This is a genomic window from Brevundimonas sp. (assembly GCF_036659295.1).
Lineage (GTDB): Bacteria > Pseudomonadota > Alphaproteobacteria > Caulobacterales > Caulobacteraceae > Brevundimonas.
The window spans coordinates 1-15,910 of record NZ_JAVXCU010000007.1; the positions used below are offsets into that span (position 1 = coordinate 1).

Sequence of the window (15,910 nt, forward strand, 5' to 3'; positions counted from 1 at the left end):
GGCTTTTCTTCCGGCGCTTCGGACGGGTCCGGCTGGTTGTGCGGCAGCGACGACGGGTTCAGCACACCATAGGTGGCGTCCAGATCGATCACATCGCGCAGCAGGATGCGGTTATTGGCCAATTCTTCGCGCCACACCATGATGGCTTCAAAGGTCAGGGCGCTTTCGCACAGACCCGAGATCATGGCATCGCGGCCCGCTTCGATCCGCTTGGCGATGGCGATTTCGCCCTCTCGGCTCAGCAGTTCGACCGAACCCATTTCGCGCAGATACATACGCACCGGGTCATCGGTACGGTCATATTGCGACTTGGCCGGAGCCTCGGCGACAGCCGTTTCGGCCGCATTGGCCACTTCGGTGCCCTGTGCGTCGGCCGCATCTTCTTCGGCCTCGACGACATTGACGCCCATCTCGGACAGCATGGCCAGAGTGTCTTCAATGGCGTCGCCACTGACTTCCTCGCTGGGAAGAACCTTGTTCAGTTCCTCCATCGTGACATAGCCACGCGCCTTGGCCTGCTTGATGAACTTCTTGACACCGGCATCGGTCAGATCAAGCAGCGGGCCATCGGATTGGGCCTCGTTTTCCTGCGTCTCGGTCTGCGCGCTCATTTACGTCTCTCTCCAGCACCTGACAGGGAGTGATCAGTCCCCTGCGGTAAAAATACAACGGCTGAAACTTCTTCGTTAAGAAGAAGCGTCATCGCTCCAAATCGTTCCAGTTTTAATGGCTCGTCGCAGCGCATCGCGCTCGGCCTTCACCAATGCGAAAGCCGAGGCATCGAAAGCTTTGTGGGCCTCCGACTTTGCTGACGCTAACGCTTCGTCCAACGCCGCTGCGCGGGTCAGGACATCAAACGCCTGCGACCAAAGGTTACGTGTCTCGCCGAGGGGCTTGTCTGCAGCCAGGAATGGCGCGCCGGACTTTGCCGCCGCCTTCTCGACCTCATGCATCAAGTCATCGTAACCCGAACCTGCCAGATGGCGGCGCAGCGCCGCAGAGTCAAGACTGCGCCCCGAGAAACGTAGCCGTACAAGCGTCTTGGCCAGATCTGACAGGGCCGGATCGCCAAAACCATAACGGGCAATCGCCTCCATATGATCGTCCAGCCGCTCGGGATCATCGATCACCCCGTGGACCAGCGCCGCGGCCACCGGCTCGATCGAGCGCGACAGGGCATGCATGGCCCGCTGGCCCTCTGCGGTCTGGCCTTGCAGGACCGCCTTGCCCTTCCAGCGACCACCGGCACGATCGCCATAGCCACCCGCCGCGCCTTGCGGTGCATTCTGCTGTCGCGGGAAAAGGGCATCGAAACGGTCAAACAGGTCGCGACGATATTGCTCGGCCAGATCGCGGTCCTGAACCGCCCCTGCCGCCGCCCGCAACCGGCCCTTCAGGCCCGCCTTGCGCTCGGGCGTATCCAGCGGCTCGGCCTCGACCTCGCGCTGGAACAAGACTTCCGAGAAGGTGCGCGTCTGGACCATGGCCTGACGCAGGGCCGGCGCGCCCTTGTCGCGCAAGATATCATCAGGGTCCTGCCCGCCATCCAGCAGGGCAAAGCGGAACGAACGCCCCGGCTTCAGCAAGGGCAAGGCCCGTTCGATGGCACGATACGCCGCCCGCAAGCCTGCCGCATCGCCATCAAAGCTCAGTACCGGCTCGGCCGAGACCCGCCACAGACGCTCCATCTGTTCTTCGGTCAGAGCCGTGCCCATCGGGGCCACCGCCGGAAGTCCCGCCCGATGACAGGCGATCACATCCATATAGCCCTCGACGACAATGATCCCCTGCTCGCCGCGCTTCTCGGCCCCCAGAATGCGCCGTGCTTCGGGCAGGCCATAAAGCGTGGCCCCCTTGTGAAACAGTGGGCTTTCGGGACCATTCAGATATTTGGCGCGGTCATCGGGGTTCATCGCCCGACCACCAAACGACACGATCCGCCCGCGCGCATCGTGGATGGGGAACATCAGCCGATCACGGAAACGGTCATAGGGCTGCCCACCGCCCTCGGGCGAAATCAGCAGACCGGCTTCCACCAGTTCACCCGGCTTAGCCCCGCGCTGGATCAGCGCATTCTTAAGCCCCTCGCGGTCATTGGGTGCATAGCCCAGACCAAACCGCTCCCACTGGTCTTCGGGCAGACCGCGCTTTTCCAGATATTCGCGGGTCGCGCCGCCGGTCTGGCGGCGCAGGTTTGCGGCAAACCATTTTTGCGCCAGATCCATCCAGTCGGACAGGCCCGCGCGTCTTTGTTCGCGCTCGGCCGCCTGCGGGTCTTCGGCAGGCATCTGCATGCCGGCCTCTGCGGCCAGACGCGACACCGCCTCGACAAAGCTCAGACGCTCTGTCTCCTGCAAAAAGCTGATGATGTCGCCATGCTTGCCGGACGAGAAGTCGTGGAAGAAGCCCTTGTCGTCATTGACGAAGAAGCTGGGCGACTTTTCCTTGGCGAACGGGCTAAGCCCCACAAACTCGCGCCCCTGACGTTTCAGCTTCACCGAACGCCCGATAACATCGGACGGGCGGAGCCTCGCTTTCAGCTCTTCAATGAAGCGTTCGTCAAACCGCACGTTTTACCTCTGGAAACAGTCCACGACCTTAAGCAAACCTGCGCAATTTAGCGACCTCAATTGCACCTTACGCCCGCACCTATCCTGTTAAGCTTTCATTAAGCTCTGCGGCGGGATTGCGATGGCAAATGCCTGAATCTGAACGAGATTACTCCTTACACAGACTTATCCACAACCCTTGTGGATGAATGTAAGCGAGTGATTTGATGCCTTTTACCATCGCCCCCGAAGCGGTGGTTCCGGTCGGTCCCGACGCCGTTGCCGTCCCCGGTTCCCCCTCCATCGCCAATCCGACCCCGCGCGCCCTGCATGCGCGCCTGCTCGCCAATGCCGCCCTGCGTCGCCAACGCGGCCAGCAGCGCCTGAACGAGCACCGGATGGATGATGCCAGCTACTGGATCAGTGCCGCCTTTGCCGCCGTCTCCAAGGCCCACCAGATGCGCCCGCAGGCCCTGCCCCTGCCCTAAGCGCGCACACTCTTAGTCGCGCGATTAGTTTCTGGCGTTTTTTTGCGTTAGAAATACCGCTTTACGATTCGCCGTATCGGGACCGAACCCTTCGGACCCGACGCCGTAAAGCGGTAACAGGAGCAAGGCTTGGCCCGTCCCTCGCGCAAGAATATGGACGCCGACACGCCCTCGGCGCGCGACCAGCTTCTGGACGCCACCGGCATACTGATGACCGAGCAGCGCACGATCGACATCTCGCTGGCCGAGATTGCCGAGCGTTCGAACCTGAACTCGGCACTGGTGAAATACTATTTCGGCTCCAAGAACGGCCTGCTGGTCGAGCTTTTGCGCAAGGTCCTTGGCCCGCGCATGGCCGAGCTGGCACCGCTGGTCGATGCTCCGATGACGCCGAATGAAAAGCTGCGCATCCACATCAACGGTGTGGTGAACACCTATTTCAAATACCCGTATGTGAACCGGCTGATGCACTATCTGATGACCGAGGCCGGTCAGGAATATGGTCGCATCATTGCCGAGGAATTCGCCCGCCCGCTGGTCGATACCCAGAGCGCCATCCTCAAGGAAGGTCAGGCACAGGGCCTCTTCCTCGAGACCGATCCCCTGATGTTCTATTTCCATCTGGTCGGCGCCTGCGACTACCTGTTCTTTGGCCGCGCCACGCTCGACCACGTCTTTGGCGTTCAGGAAATCACGCAGGACCTCAAACGCCGCTATGTGGACCACATCTATCAAACCCTGACCAAGGGTCTGGCTCCGGCATGATGACCACGCCGCTACAGGCCGCTCATCTGTAAGATACGCCAATAAAAAACCGCTCCGTCACAAACAGAGCGGTTTTTCTTTGGCTGTATTCAGGCTCAGTGATAGCGCAGATTCCACTTCGTCATCCCCCGGCTTGACCGGGGGACCCAGCGGCGCGCGATAGCGCGAAACCACCGCGACGCGTCTGGATTATGAGATCCTCTTCGGTGCCGCTGGATCCCCCGATCTACGCCGCTATGCGGCTTGTCGGAGGATGACGGCGATACAGCTTTTTCTTTGGCCAGACATGACCGGCTTCAGTTCACCTTGCGCTCGCGTCCGCCCCAATACGGCTCGCGCAGGGTGCGGCGCAGAACCTTGCCGGTGGCATTCCTTGGCAAGGCCGAAATGAAGTCCACCGACTTGGGCAGTTTGAACCCGCCGATCCGTTCGCGGGCATGGGCGATGATGTCGTCCTCGCTGGCCTCGGCACCAGCTTTCAGCACCACAACGGCCTTGACCGTCTCGCCCCATTTTTCATCCGGCACACCGATCACCGCCACCTCCAGCACCGCCGGATGGCCGAAAATCGCGTTCTCGACCTCGTTCGGATAGATGTTTTCCGCCCCCGAACAGATCATGTCGGTAAAGCGGTCGGCGATATACAGATAGCCGTCCTCGTCCAGATATCCGGCGTCTCCGGTCGAGAACCAGCCCTCGGCGCTGACCGCATCGCCTGTCGCATCCTCGCGCTTCCAGTACCCGACCATGATACTGCCCGAGCGCACCTGTATCTCGCCCACCTCGCCCGCGGGCAGGATATGGCGCGCAGCATCGACGATGCGGATTTCCACACCGGCCATCGGCTTGCCCGCCCCGCGCATACGCCGGTTGCCCTGTTGTTCGTGATCCTGCGGCGGCAGATAGGCGATGGTGCCGGTTGTTTCGGTGGCCCCGTATTGCTGGCAGAAGCCGCAGCCAAACACCTCGGTCGCCTCTTTCAGCAGTTCCAGCGCAATCGGCGAGGCCCCGTACAGAATATAGCGCAGACGGCTGTAATCCAGTTCGCGCACACGCGGTTGCAGCAACAGCATATGCAGCGCCGTCGGCACCAGGAACAGACGGTTCACGCCCGCCGCCAGCGCGTCCAGAACCTTGTCGGGTATAAACTCCGGCTGGATGATATTCCGCACGCCGTTGAAATAGCCCATGGTCGCCGCGCCGACACCGCCGACATGGCCCAGCGGCATGGCCACCAGATTGATGTCGTCCGCCTCCCAGCGCGCCCAGTCCATATCCGCATCATCGGGTATCTCGCGACTGCCCAAGACGTTGTAATGGCTCAGCATCACACCTTTGGGCAGGCCCGTCGTCCCCGACGTATACAGCTGTATGCACACTTCTGACGGGTCTATTTCTACGGCAGGATCGCTATCGTCGCCCCCGTCACGCCAGTCTGCAAACCGCTCATAACCCGCCGCCCCGTCTTCCAGCGTCACCACCCGCACCTGCGGCAGCAGCGCCTTGTACGTCTCAAGCCGCTCGAACTGGTCCGGCGCGACAAACAGCACCCTCACCTCGCTGTCCGTCGCGATATGGGCAATCTCGGGCGGGGCCAGTCGCCAGATCGTCGGCACTATGACCGCGCCCATCTTGGCCACCCCGAAATACAGCTCGAAAAACTCGTCACTGCCCTTGCCCGCAAAGGCCACCCGCTCGCCCTTTTGGACCCCTGCCGCGCGCAGGACATTGGCCACACGGTTGGAGCGCCTGTCCAGTTCCGCCCAGTTCGTCTCGCGCCCCTCATAGACACTGGCAATCTGGTCAGGCCGCGTCCGCGCATAGTGGCGGGGAATATCCCCCAGCGTCGGCATGGCGTCGTAATCGACACCGGACAAATAGGTTCTCGCTTGTGACTGACCCATGATTTCCCCTCCATCTGTCATCATCATTACGGGCAGCAAACCTGTCAGCAAGCCTTAGGTAATCGGATAACTAATAATGTTATCCCAAAATCGGCACCTGCTGACCAAGCTCTGCTGACCCAGCCTTGGCCACGACCTGTTGGCACCGCTCGCCCATTGCCATAAAGGCGCGCAGCGTTTACCGACCTAACTAAGTCTTGTTATGAAAGTAAAGAGGATGAGCGTGGATCAGTTCGAAGGCACCACCCAGGTTCGCGCCGGTTTCGAGTTACCCATTGATCGCCTGACCGACTGGCTCAAAGGCCACCTGCCCGATCTGCAAACCCCGATCCGCCTGTCCCAGTTCAAGGGCGGCCAGTCCAACCCGACCTACCGTATCGAGGCCGGTGACAAGGCCTATGTCCTGCGCCGCAAACCCTCCGGCGCGATCGTGAAAGGGGCCCACGCCGTCGAGCGCGAGTTTCGCGTCATCTCGGGTCTGGCCAAGGCTGGCTTCCCCGTCGCCGGCGCTGTGGCCCTGTGCGAGGACGATACGGTGATCGGCTCAACCTTTTATGTGATGGAGCAGGTCGAGGGCCGCATCTTCTGGAACCCGACCCTGCCGGACCTGACCCCGCATCAGCGCACCGCTCATTTCGATGCGCTGAATGCCACCATTGCCGCCCTGCACGCCATCAACCCCGCCGATATCAGGCTGGAAGACTATGGCCGTCCGGGCAATTTCTTCGCCCGCCAGATCGAGCGCTGGTCCAAGCAATATCTGGCCGATGATCTGGCGGGGCGCGATCCGAACATGGACCGCCTGATCGCATGGCTGCCCCAGAACATGCCCGCCGATGACGGCTCCTCCTCGATCATCCACGGCGACTATCGTGCCGACAATCTGATCTTTGCCCCCGACGGCCCCACCGTGCGCGCCGTGCTGGACTGGGAGCTATCCACGCTGGGCCACCCAATGGGCGATTTCACCTATCACATGATGATGTACCGCCTGCCACCACACATGATCGGCGGCTTTGCCGGCGCAGACCTTGCGGCACTCGGCATCCCGTCCGAGGCCGATTATCTCAAAGCCTATTGCCAGCGCACGGGCCGCACGGTGCCATCGGACGAAGACCTGCGCTTCTACTTCGCCTTCAACATGTTCCGCTTTGCCGCCATCTTCCACGGCATCAAGGGTCGCCTGTTGCGGGGCAGCGCCGCCTCGGAACATGCCAAGACCATGGCCGACAACTTCCCCGAACTCGCCGCCCTCGCGTGGGCCCAAACTGGTCAAGACACTGGAGTAGCAGCATGAGCAACAACGACCTCGAACAAGGCCGCGACATCGCCGCCCGCGTCGAAGCCTTCGTGCGCGAAACCGTCATCCCCTATGAAAAAGACCCGCGCGCCGAAAGCCACGGCCCGACCGATGAACTGGTCGCCGAAATGCGCAACAAGGCCCGTGCCGCAGGGCTGCTGACCCCGCATATTCCGGGCGGCACAGGACACGTCTCGCATCGCGCGACTTCGCTGATCCTTCAGGCCGCGGGCCTGTCCCCGCTGGGTCCGGTGGCGCTCAACGTCATGGCCCCCGACGAGGGCAATATCTACATGCTGGGTCAGGTCGCCAACGACGCCCAGAAGGAGCACTTCCTCAAGCCGATGATCGCCGGCACCGCCCGCTCGGCCTTCTTCATGACCGAACCGGCCGAAGACGGCGGCGCGGGTGCTGACCCCTCAATGATCCAGACCACCGCCACCCAAGACGGCAACCACTGGATCATCAACGGCCGCAAAGCCTTCATCACTGGCGCGGTCGGCGCCTCGGTCGGCATCATCATGGCCAAGACCGATGCCGGAGACGGCAAGGTCGCCGCCACCATGTTCCTGATCGACCTGCCCCACCCCGCCATCACGGTCGAGCGTGTTTTGGAAACGATCGACAGCTCCATGCCGGGCGGCCATTCGATCCTCAAGATCGACAATCTGCGCGTCTCTGCCGACGCCATTCTGGGCGAACCGCATCAGGGCTTTAAATACGCACAGGTGCGCCTGTCACCGGCCCGCCTGACCCACTGCATGCGCTGGCTGGGGGCCTGTCGCCGCGCCCACGAAATCGCCTGCGCCTACGCCGTCAAACGCCACGCCTTCGGCAAGCCCCTTATCGACCACGAAGGTGTCGGCTTCATGCTGGCAGACAACCTGATCGAGCTGAAACAGGCCGAGTTGATGATCGACTGGTGCGCCAGCATCCTCGACACCGGCGCGCTTGGCACCACCGAAAGCTCCATGGCCAAGGTCGCCGTATCAGAGGCCCTGTTCCGCATCGCCGACCGCTGCGTTCAGGTCTTGGGCGGCACCGGCGTCTCGGGCGACACCCCCGTCGAACAGATCTTCCGCGAAGTGCGCGCCTTCCGCATCTATGACGGCCCCACTGAGGTCCACAAATGGAGCCTCGCCAAGAAGATCAAACGCGAGGTCCTGAACCCCGCCTAGAATTGAAAAAGCTGCATCCTTGCTAAGTGTTGGCAAACAAAATTGGCCATTTTCGCGTCATCCTCGCCCTTGTGGCGAGGATCCATACGCTCGACAGGGATTGATTAGACGGATCCGCGTAAAACGACTTCGGCAGCGTGTCTGGATCCTCGCCACAAGGGCGAGGATGACGAAGCCGGATTATAGTCCCAGCCATTAAAAAAGGCCCGCTGCGATCTCTCGCAGCGGGCCTTTCATTATCGAGCCAGTCTAACCCCTCAGACGCGCTCGATAATGATGGCAGGGGCCATGCCGCCAGCGGCGCACATGGTAATCAGGCCATAGCGACCGCCGGAGCGTTCCAGTTCGTCCAGAGCGGTGCCGATCAGCATCGAACCGGTCGCACCGATCGGATGGCCCAGAGCCATCGAGCCACCGTTGATATTGACCTTTTCGCGGTCCAGACCGAGGTCGCGGATGAACTTCTCGGCCACCACCGAGAAGGCCTCGTTGATTTCCCACACATCGATGTCGGCCACCGTCAGACCCGCCTTGGCCAGTACCTTGTGGGCCGCCGGAACCGGCGCATTCAGCATCAGGGTGGGATCGTCACCGATATTGGCATAGGCGACCACGCGACCACGCGCCTTCAGGCCGTGCTTGGCGGCATATTCCGGCGAAGCGATCAGCACCGCAGCCGCACCATCGACCACACCCGACGAGTTACCCGCATGGTGAACGGCCTCGATCTTCACGTCCGGATAGCGGCGCTTGATCTGGCTGGCAAAGGTCACGCCATTGCCTTGGTCCCATTCGGCCAAACCGGCAAAGCTGCCCTTCAGGGCCGCCAGACCCTCAGCCGTCGTCGACGGGCGCGGGAACTCCTCGCGGTCCAGCGCCACTGAACCGTCAGGGTTCAGAACCGGCACCAGCGACTTGTCGAAACGGCCTTCCTTGATGGCGCGGTCCGCACGCTGCTGGCTGACCAGAGCCAGAGCATCCAGCTCCTCACGCGAAATGCCCTCGATGGCCGCGATCGCGTCACCGCAAACACCTTGGTGCGATTGCGGGTGCAGTTGGTCCAGACCCTCATAGCCCGCGCCCATCAGGGCCGGTGCCGTGCCATTGGCAACGTCTTCTGCGGCCAGTTGGGCATGGTACGACATCATCTCGACGCCGCCTGCGATCACGCAATCCTCGTGACCCGAAGCCACAGCCGCCGTCGCCAGCGTCACCGCCGTAATGCCACCGCCGCAGAAACGGTCCAGCGTCACACCCGAAGTGGTGATGTCAAAACCGGCCGACAGCGCCGCCATACGGCCCAGATCGCCGCCCTGCTTGCCGCGCTGGACCGAGGTCGAGATGATCACATCATCCACCGTCTTGGTGTCCAGCTTGTTGCGCTCGGCAATCGCCTTCAGCACGGTTGCGCCAAGGTGGGTCGGGTGCAGGTGCGACAGTGCGCCCTTGCCCGGCTTGCCTACGCCGCGCGGTGTGCGAACGGCGTCAATGATAAGGGCCTCGCCCATGATGATACTCCCTTAAATCTTTGAAACTTATCGGGTAAAGCTTGCGCCGCTGGCGGCCTTCTCAAGGAGAAGCTTGGCGGGCGCGATGCCCATGGCCTTCAGACCGTCGACGATCTTGGACAGGCCCACCGTGTCGGCCCAGAACATCGGGCCACCGGTGTAAACGGGCCAGTTATAGCCCAGCACACAGGCCACATCGATGTCGCTGGCACGAAGCGCAATGCCCTCTTCCAGCACCTTGGCCGCCTCGTTGACCACCGGATAAAGCAGCGCCGCTACGATCTGCTCGTCCGACTTGTCGCCGCTCAAGGTCACACCTTTGAACGCAGCCAGATCGGCAATGACCTTGGCGGCTACGGGGCTGGGCGTCGCTTTTCGCTTCTCGTCATAGTCATAGAAGCCGCCATTCTTTTTCTGGCCCAGACGGTCCAGCGCCACCAGATCGCCATACAGGGTGCGCTCGTTCGAGCCGCGACCGATCACATCCAGACCGACCAGATCGATCATGGCAAACGGGCCCATCGCAAAACCATAGTCATAAATGGCCTTGTCGATCTGTTCCGGTGTCGGGCCTTCCAGCACCAGTTGGTCGGCGGCAAAGCCACGCTGGGCCATCACACGGTTGGCGATAAAGCCGTCGCACACGCCCGACAGCACCGGCACCTTGCCGATGATCTTGCCCAAGTTCATGGCCGTGGCCACAACCTCGGGGCGGGTCTTGGCCCCGCGCACCACTTCCAGCAGGCGCATCACATTGGCCGGCGAGAAGAAGTGCAGACCCACTACATCCTCGGGACGCGAGGTCGCTGCTGCAATCGCATCCAGATCAAGGAAGCTGGTATTGGACGCCAAGATCGCGCCCTTCTTGGCGATCTTGTCCAGTTCGCCAAAGATTTCCTTCTTCAGGCCCAGTTCCTCGAACACAGCCTCGATAATCAGATCCGCATCCGCAAGGTCGGTCTTCGACAGCGACGGGGTGATCAGCGCCATGCGCTGCTCGACCTGCTCAGGTGTCATGCGGCCCTTGGCAGCAGTGTTCTCGTAGTTCTTGCGGATCACACCGATGCCGCGATCCAGAGCCGCCTGATTGGTTTCCACCAGCGTCACCGGAATACCGGCATTGAGGAAGTTCATGGTGATGCCGCCACCCATGGTGCCCGCCCCCAGAACCCCCACCGACTTGATCGGCAGGGTAGCCACATCCTTGCCAATGCCCGGCACCTTGGCCGTCGAACGCTCGGCAAAGAAGAAGTAACGCTGGGCCGCGCTCTCGGTCGAAGACACCAGCTCTTCAAACAGCGCCCACTCGCGCTTCATACCCTCTTCAAACGGCAGTTCAGCCGCCGCTTCGATGGTTTTGACGATATTGAACGGGGCCTTGAAACCACGGAAGGCACGCGCATTCTTCTTGAGGAAGTCCGCATAGATTTCCGGCTTGCCGCGCGACGGCTCGACCTTGTCCTGCAGGTCGCGAACACGCCACAGCGGGGCGACGGCGTTTTCGGCAATCAGTTCTTCACAATAGGCAATCGCGTCTTCGCGCAAACGGCCTTCCTCGGCCAGCTTGTCGACCAGACCCAGAGCATGCGCCTTTTTCGCGCCCACCGGTTTGCCCGTGGTGATGATGTCCAGCGCCGCCTCTACGCCCACCAGACGCGGCAGACGCTGGGTGCCACCGGCCCCCGGCAACACACCCAGCAGAACTTCCGGCAGACCCACCTTGGCCGACGGCACAGCGATGCGGCGATGACAGGCCAGCGCCACCTCGAAACCGCCCCCCAGAGCGGTGCCAAAGATCGCCGCCACCACCGGCTTTTCGCGGTTCTCCAACTGCTCGAACACCACATCGAGGTTCGGCTCTTTGAACGGCTGGCCCAGTTCGGTGATGTCGGCACCGGCAAAGAAGGTGCGACCGGCACAGGTCAGCACAATCCCCTTTACCCGCTCATCGGCCAGCAAGACTGCCAGACCTTCGTGCAGGGCCACACGCACGGCATGACCCAGTGCATTTACCGGCGGGCTGTCGATGGTCAGAATCCCGACCTGCCCGATGACTTCGGTTGAACCGATTGCGCTCATGGCCCCTCACTCTTCTCGATTATCTTGGCGGATGTGACCCCATAGGTCACTTTCATAACAATACTTACTGCCTGTTTCGACGCTGCGCCAGTCCGGCGCGCTCAAGAAACAGAAGCCGTAGAAGAGAGATGGAGAGGCAGCCTAGCCGCGCCCCTCCATCCCTGTCGTACAGCGCTTAGCGCGGGGCCATACGGATGCCGCCGTCAATGCGGACATCTTCGCCGTTGAAGTACGGGTTGCGCACCATTTCCAGCGCCAGCGAAGCATATTCTTCCGGATTACCCAGACGCTTCGGATGCGGAACGCTGGCAGCCAGTGCGGCCTTCACATGCTCGGGTGCCGCATTCATCAGCGGGGTGCTGAAGATGCCCGGCAGGATGGTGTTGACGCGGATGGCCTCGCTCATCAGGTCACGCGCGATCGGCAGGGTCAGACCCACAATCGCAGCCTTCGACGCCGTATAGGCGGCTTGGCCCATCTGGCCGTCTTCGGCGGCGACCGATGCGGTGTTGATGATCACGCCGCGCTCGCCGTCTTCCATCACGTCCAGCGACAGCATGCCTTGGGCGGCCTTGGCCACGCAGCGATAGGTGCCGACCAGATTGACCTGGATGATGCGGTTAAAATCGTCGAGCGGGAAATGCTTGTGCTCGCCCGTCTCGCGGTCGCGCCATGCCGTCTTGAAGGCATTGCCGATACCGGCGCAGTTGATGAAGATGCGCTCTTGGCCGTGGGCACCGCGCGCCTTTTCAAAACCGGCCTCGACGGAGGCATCGTCGGTGACGTTGACCTTGCAGTAAATGCCGCCGATTTCCGCCGCCATCGCCTCACCGGCCTCTTCGTTCAGATCGAAGATGGCGACCTTCACACCCTGTGCGGCCAGCGCACGGGCGGTTGCGGCACCCAGACCACTGGCAGCGCCGGTGACGATCGCAGCTTGTCCTTGAAACTTCATAGTATTTCCTCGCTTCTAGTCGTGCGCCTTACAGCGCCTCGATGATGGTGACATTGGCCAGACCGCCGCCTTCGCACATGGTCTGCAGCCCGTATTTCTTGCCTTGCGAACGCAGGGCATGGATCAGGGTGGTCATCAGCTTGGCCCCCGTGCCGCCCAGCGGGTGGCCCAGCGCAATCGCCCCGCCGTGGATATTCAGCTTGGCAGGGTCCGCATCCAACGCCTTCAGCCACGCCATCGGGATCGAAGCAAAGGCCTCGTTGACCTCGTAAAGGTCGATGTCGTTGATGCTCAGGCCCGCCCGCTTCAACGCCAGCTTGGTGGCGTTCAGCGGCGCTTCCAGCATGATGACAGGGTCTTCGCCGTAAACCGTCATCTGGTGCACACGCGCCAGCGGCTGCACGCCCAGTTGCTTCAAACCGCGCTCGTTGACGACCAAAAGACCGGCCGCGCCATCGCACATCTGGCTGGCATTACCCGCCGTGATCGCCCCGCCTTCCACCAAGGCTTGCAGGCCTGCAATGCCTTCATAGGTGGCGGTGGCGCGCACGCCCTCGTCGGTGTCGTGGATGACGGGATTGCCCTCCTTGTCCACGCCGTTCAGGGCCAAAATCTCGGGCTTGAACACACCCGCCTCGATGGCGCGGGCTGCCTTCTGATGGCTGTCCAGCGCAAAGCGGTCCATGTCTTCGCGCGTAAAGCCATGCTTGTCGGCAATGGCCTGCGCGGCATTGAACTGGCTCCACACCACGCCCGGATAGCGCGCTTCCATCCCTGGCGAGGTCGAGCCGCCAAGACCCGCCTTCAGCGACAGCACCGTCGGCGATCCCATCGGCACGCGCGTCATGCTCTCGACGCCTGCGGCCATCACCACATCCATAGTGCCTGCCATCACAGCCTGAGCCGCAAAATGCAGCGCCTGTTGCGACGAGCCGCACTGGCGGTCGATAGTCACCGCCGGAACGCTCTCGGGCAGTTTCGAGGCCAGCACCGCATTGCGACCGACCGAGTTGGACTGCTCGCCGCCCTGACTGACACAGCCCATGATGACGTCTTCGATCAGCACCGGATCAATGCCGGAGCGCACCACCAGCTCATCCAGAACCGATGCTGCCAGATCCGCCGGATGCCAGTCGCGCAGACGCCCGCCCTTACGACCGCCCGCCGTCCGTACTGCCGATACGATATAGGCCTCGCCCATCATCCTGCTCCCCGCATCGCGCCCCTGCGGGCACAAGTAACTAATTGCTTAGTGAGTTTCTAAGGTCTGCACGACAACGAAGGCAAGCTCAATTTAATTGACCAATTGATTTTTACCTTACAGCCACACCTCGCCAGCCACGGATCACGCTGCTATCCCTGTTCCGGCACGCCCCATTGCGGGCCCCTTAGTCTGCACGGAGCATCTTATGAACGGTCCCCTGTCCGGTATCCGCATCATCGAGATTGCAGGCCTCGGCCCCGCCCCGTTCGCCGCCATGATGCTGGCCGACCATGGCGCAGAGGTGATCCGCATCGACCGTCCGGGGGCCCATATCGAAAGCCGCGATCCGCTGATGCGCTCGCGCACCATCCGCTTCCTTGATCTGAAATCACCCGATGGCCAAGCCGCCCTGCGCGAACTCGTCAAAACCGCAGACGGCCTGATCGAGGGCTTTCGCCCGGGTGTGATGGAGCGTCTCGGCCTCGGGCCCGACGTGCTGCTGACCGACAATCCGGCCCTTGTTTACGGGCGCATGACCGGCTGGGGCCAGAGCGGCTTCTATGCCGCCCGCGCCGGACACGACATCAACTATATCGCCGCCTCTGGGGCCCTGCACATGATCGGCCGCAAGGGCGAGGCGCCCGTCCCGCCGCTCAATCTGGTCGGCGATTTTGGCGGCGGCGGCATGATGCTGGCCTTTGGCATGGTCAGCGCCCTTCTGGCCGTTAAAAACGGCGCGTCCGGTCAGGTCATCGACTGCGCCATGACCGACGGCTCGGCCCTGCTGACCGCCATGATGTGGGGCTTTCGCGCCAGCGGCTTCTGGCAGGACGAACGCGGCAGCAACATTCTCGACACCGCCGCGGCCTTCTATGATGTCTATGAGACAGCCGACGGCAAGCACATCGCCATCGGAGCCATCGAGCCGCAGTTTTATGCCCTGATGCTGCACGGTACAGGCCTGTCGGACGACCCGCTGTTTGCCATCCAGATGGACATCGCCAACTGGCCCGCTCAAAAGGCCGCGCTGGCCGCCCGCATCCGCACCAAGACCCGCGACGAATGGGCCGCCATCTTCGATGGTCTCGATGCCTGCGTCACACCGGTCCTGAACATGACCGAGGCCTTGGCCGCGCCCCATAACCGCGACCGCAACACCTTCATCACCATAGATGGCGTGGACCAACCGGCCCCCGCCCCGCGCTATTCGGCCACACCGTGCGCCACACCGGTCCCGCCCAAAACCTGACAACGCCTAGCGCAGGGTCAGCCCTCCATCGGTCACAATCCCTTGCCCGACAATATAGCTGGCCTCGGGCGCCGCGAGGAACATCGCCACCTGCGCCACGTCTTCGGGCGTGCCAAGACGGCGCGCCGGAATGGCCCGCTCGGTCTTCTTGCGGCGCTCCTCGTCCTGCGCCACACCGGCAATCAACTGGGTGGCAATAAAGCCGGGCGACACCGCATTGACGCGAATACCGTCCCTCGCCCACTGGTCCGCCAAGGCCCGCGTCAGCCCCATCAGGCCCGACTTGGACGCCGTATAGGCCGGTGTATCCTTCAGCGTCACCAACGCACTGACCGAGGCCATGTTGACGATCGCCCCTTTTGAGGCCGCCAGCGCGTCATGAAAGCGGAAGCACAGGTCCGCCACGGCGTTCAGGTTCAGATCGATCAGGGCGCGGAACCCCTCGATCGTATATTCGTCCTCGCGCATGCCACCGGCATTATTGACCAGAACATCCAGCGCCCCCACAGCCGCCACCAGCGCCGCCCGCTCGGCCTCGTCATCCATCCGCACGCGGTGATAAACAAAGCCGGACAGGTCGCCCTCATAATCCGCCGCTGCCGCCCGCGTGCCGGTAATGTGGACTGTGGCCCCTGCGCGGGCAAAGCCCTCGGCCACACCCAGACCGATCCCTTGCGTGCCGCCGGTGACCAGTACCACCTTGCCCGTATAGTCAAAGCTGACGCTCATGG

General features: G+C 62.3%; 13 protein-coding genes. 5 read left to right on the forward strand and 8 right to left on the reverse strand.

The window, feature by feature from the left end; translation table 11 throughout:
* Both RSB01_RS02675 and dnaG read right to left on the reverse strand, forming a co-directional pair.
* Positions 1-611 (reverse strand): RNA polymerase sigma factor region1.1 domain-containing protein (locus tag RSB01_RS02675; protein ID WP_332625045.1); only part of this gene is annotated, 611 nt, incomplete at its 3' end.
* A 75-nt stretch (positions 612-686) separates the two neighbouring features.
* On the reverse strand, positions 687-2,570 hold the full coding sequence (gene dnaG, locus RSB01_RS02680; protein WP_332590176.1) for a DNA primase: 1,884 nt from the start codon (positions 2,568-2,570) through the stop codon (positions 687-689).
* Positions 2,571-2,776: 206 nt separating this feature from the next.
* Between dnaG and RSB01_RS02685 the strand changes: the two genes are divergently transcribed.
* Together RSB01_RS02685 and RSB01_RS02690 are read left to right on the forward strand one after the other, a co-directional pair.
* The gene (locus RSB01_RS02685; protein ID WP_332590175.1) at positions 2,777-3,037 is read left to right on the forward strand and encodes a hypothetical protein; all 261 of its coding nucleotides are present in this window, start codon (positions 2,777-2,779) and stop codon (positions 3,035-3,037) included.
* A gap of 129 nt (positions 3,038-3,166) precedes the next feature.
* Positions 3,167-3,802, forward strand: coding sequence for a hypothetical protein (locus RSB01_RS02690; protein ID WP_332590174.1), 636 nt, complete (start codon positions 3,167-3,169; stop codon positions 3,800-3,802).
* A gap of 296 nt (positions 3,803-4,098) precedes the next feature.
* Here the strand turns inward: RSB01_RS02690 and RSB01_RS02695 are convergent, their stop codons facing one another.
* Complete coding sequence (locus tag RSB01_RS02695) at positions 4,099-5,706, reverse strand: fatty acid--CoA ligase (protein WP_332590173.1); 1,608 nt, start codon at positions 5,704-5,706, stop codon at positions 4,099-4,101.
* Between the two features lie 223 nt (positions 5,707-5,929).
* Here RSB01_RS02695 and RSB01_RS02700 point away from each other — a divergent pair, with 223 nt between their 5' ends.
* Positions 5,930-7,003, forward strand: coding sequence for a phosphotransferase (locus tag RSB01_RS02700; protein ID WP_332590172.1), 1,074 nt, complete (start codon positions 5,930-5,932; stop codon positions 7,001-7,003).
* Entirely contained in the window at positions 7,000-8,184 is a 1,185-nt protein-coding gene (locus RSB01_RS02705) for an acyl-CoA dehydrogenase (protein ID WP_332590171.1), read from the forward strand. The genes RSB01_RS02700 and RSB01_RS02705 overlap by 4 nt, the downstream gene beginning before the upstream one ends.
* 257 nt (positions 8,185-8,441) lie before the next feature.
* Here RSB01_RS02705 and RSB01_RS02710 read toward each other — a convergent pair whose 3' ends face one another.
* The 4 genes from RSB01_RS02710 to RSB01_RS02725 all read right to left on the reverse strand — a co-directional run bounded on the left by RSB01_RS02710 (position 8,442) and on the right by RSB01_RS02725 (position 13,927).
* Positions 8,442-9,692 (reverse strand): acetyl-CoA C-acetyltransferase, encoded by a 1,251-nt coding sequence (locus RSB01_RS02710; protein ID WP_332590170.1) that lies wholly within the window; start codon positions 9,690-9,692, stop codon positions 8,442-8,444.
* A gap of 27 nt (positions 9,693-9,719) precedes the next feature.
* Positions 9,720-11,771 (reverse strand): 3-hydroxyacyl-CoA dehydrogenase NAD-binding domain-containing protein, encoded by a 2,052-nt coding sequence (locus RSB01_RS02715; protein WP_332590169.1) that lies wholly within the window; start codon positions 11,769-11,771, stop codon positions 9,720-9,722.
* Between the two features lie 175 nt (positions 11,772-11,946).
* Positions 11,947-12,726, reverse strand: a complete 780-nt coding sequence (locus RSB01_RS02720) for an SDR family NAD(P)-dependent oxidoreductase (protein ID WP_332590168.1) — start codon at positions 12,724-12,726, stop codon at positions 11,947-11,949.
* Between the two features lie 28 nt (positions 12,727-12,754).
* Positions 12,755-13,927 carry an acetyl-CoA C-acetyltransferase gene (locus RSB01_RS02725; protein WP_332590167.1) on the reverse strand — a complete coding sequence of 391 codons (1,173 nt, stop codon included), beginning with the start codon at positions 13,925-13,927 and terminating at the stop codon, positions 12,755-12,757.
* 208 nt (positions 13,928-14,135) lie between these two features.
* Here RSB01_RS02725 and RSB01_RS02730 point away from each other — a divergent pair, with 208 nt between their 5' ends.
* Positions 14,136-15,179: a CaiB/BaiF CoA-transferase family protein gene (locus RSB01_RS02730; protein WP_332590166.1), complete on the forward strand. Its 1,044-nt coding sequence runs from the start codon at positions 14,136-14,138 to the stop codon at positions 15,177-15,179.
* A 6-nt stretch (positions 15,180-15,185) separates the two neighbouring features.
* On the opposite strand, the gene RSB01_RS02735 is transcribed toward RSB01_RS02730, so the two are convergent.
* A complete protein-coding gene (locus RSB01_RS02735) occupies positions 15,186-15,908 on the reverse strand; it encodes an SDR family oxidoreductase (RefSeq protein ID WP_332590165.1) in 723 nt (240 codons plus the stop codon).
* Positions 15,909-15,910 lie beyond the last annotated feature (2 nt).